The sequence below is a fragment of the Sphingomonas sp. genome (assembly GCF_019242355.1).
In the GTDB taxonomy this organism is placed as follows: domain Bacteria; phylum Pseudomonadota; class Alphaproteobacteria; order Sphingomonadales; family Sphingomonadaceae; genus Sphingomicrobium.
This window is the reverse complement of sequence record NZ_JAFAVR010000242.1, coordinates 1-2,028: the sequence shown is the minus strand read 5'-3', so window position 1 is coordinate 2,028 and position 2,028 is coordinate 1. Positions and strand designations below refer to the sequence as shown.

Genomic DNA, 2,028 nt, shown 5'->3' with positions numbered 1-2,028 from the left:
CAGCCACTCGTCCAGCGGCTTGTCTCAGTGAGATGTCTGCCTGCTCGATGAGTCGAACGACGTCCCGCGACAGGAGCAGGGACTCGCGCGAGCCCGAGCCGCGTCGAACGGCCTCGACAAAGTCACGCAACTCGACGGCAAGCGGCTCGGCGGTGTCGAGCTTCGGGATCACGATGTCTCCGGTGCGGGTCGATAGCTGATACTCGCCGAAGCCTTCAGGCTTCTCGTAGTCGAAGCCCTTGTCGAACAACTTGACCTGTTCGGCGGCCCCGTCCTCGTAGACCACCATCTTCTTGCTGCCGACGATCACGGTGCGGCGCAGCTTGCTCGGCGCGATCCAACTGACTTCAAGGTTGGCGACCACGCCCGACGCGAAGGTCATCGCGATGAAAGCAACGTCCGGAATCCCGTTGCGGATCGCGTCCTTGCCGATTGCGCGGATCGAGTCTGGCATCTCCTCCATCCAGTACAGCAGCATGGAAAAGTCATGCGGTGCCAGATCGCAGACGACGCTGACGTCCTTGCGGTACGGGCCGAGATTGACGCGGCTCGAGGAGATGAAGTAAAGGTCGCCGAGCTCGCGCCGAAGCAAAAGTTGTTTGATCGCCCGGACCGCCGGGCTGTACAGGAACGTCAGCCCCGACATCAGGACCCGATCCATGTCATCCGCAAGGGAGATCAACGCATCTGCTTCGCGTTCAGTGGAGGCGAGCGGCTTCTCTATGAACGTGTGTTTGCCGGCTTCCAGGCAGCGGCTCGCAATCTCGAAATGCGACTGCACCGGGGTAGCGACGAGCACGGCATCGATGTCCGGATCCTCGAGCATCGTCCGGAAGTCGGTGGTCGGCTTGGTGTAGGGGTGACGGCGGCAGAAGCGATGCAGGCGATCCTCATCGAGATCGCAGATTCGGATGACCGCCACGTCCTCCATGTCGGCGAGCACACGCAGGAGGTTTGGTCCCCAGTATCCGAGGCCGATCAGGCCCACGTTCACCATCGATTGCGGTTCGCTGTGACCGCTCCCCCGGCGCCTCAGAAAATCGGCCGCCGTCCTTAGCTGATCACTGCGCTGGCCGCCATCAGGTGTGCGCGCGTCAATTGTGCTCACAGCGAAGCTCCTTGATCGACTACATCGCCCGTCATGTTGCTAACGAACGGTCGTCACCCCGCTTGACGCTTCGACAGCTGCCAAGCACCGCTCGGCAATCATCAGTGCCTCCTCGGGGCGTAGCTCGGGGTAGATCGGCAGCGACAGCTCTTCCCTGGCCCAGCGTTCGGCACGGGCCAGCTCGTCGGGGTCGCGCTGATCCAGGGCGAACGGCGGCTGCTGGTGCACGGCGGGCGTGTAGTGGACCGCGCACGAGATCCCTGCCCGGGCAAGGCGCTCGAGCACCCGATCCCGGTCGGGGGTGCGAATCGGGAACAGGTGGTAGATACAGGGACTGTCCGGCCTCTCCTCGAGCAGCGCGAACGCGCCGTTGAGCGAATCGCGGTAAATCGCGGCCGCCGCCCGTCGGCTGTGATTCCAACCGTCGAGGTGCGGGAGTTTCACTCGCAGGAACGCCGCCTGGAGGCCGTCGAGCCGTTCGTTGAAGCCGGTAATCAGATGCTGTCCCTTCCGGCGCTGTCCGAGATGACGTAGCTGACGGGCCCGTTCAGCGATTGCCGGGTCGCTCGTGCAGATCGCGCCTCCGTCCCCGAGCGCCCCAAGGTTCTTGCTCGGGTAGAAGCTGAAGGCGGCCGCGGCGCCGAACGACCCAGCCCGCCGGCCGGCACAGGTGGCGCCGTGTGCCTGTGCCGCATCCTCGATGACGAGCAGGCCATGCCGGCTCGCGAGCGCGCCGACCGCCTCCATGTCGCATACCTGGCCATACAGGTGAACCGGCAGGATCGCCGCCGTCCGGGCCGTGATCTGTTCTGATGCCGAGTCGACGTCCATCAATCCGGTCCGCTCGTTCACGTCGCAGAAGACCGGCTTTGCCCCGGCGTGCACGACCCCCAGGGCCGAGGCGATATAGGTGTGGGCAG

At 64.6% G+C, this 2,028-nt stretch carries 2 protein-coding genes; both read right to left on the bottom strand.

Features of this window, described 5'->3' with window-relative positions; genetic code table 11:
• On the bottom strand, positions 1 to 1,108 hold a 1,108-nt coding region (locus JOZ79_RS11700), incomplete at its 3' end, for a Gfo/Idh/MocA family oxidoreductase (RefSeq protein WP_294074326.1).
• A 39-nt stretch (positions 1,109 to 1,147) separates the two neighbouring features.
• On the bottom strand, positions 1,148 to 2,028 hold an 881-nt coding region (locus JOZ79_RS11695; protein ID WP_294074324.1), incomplete at its 5' end, for a DegT/DnrJ/EryC1/StrS family aminotransferase.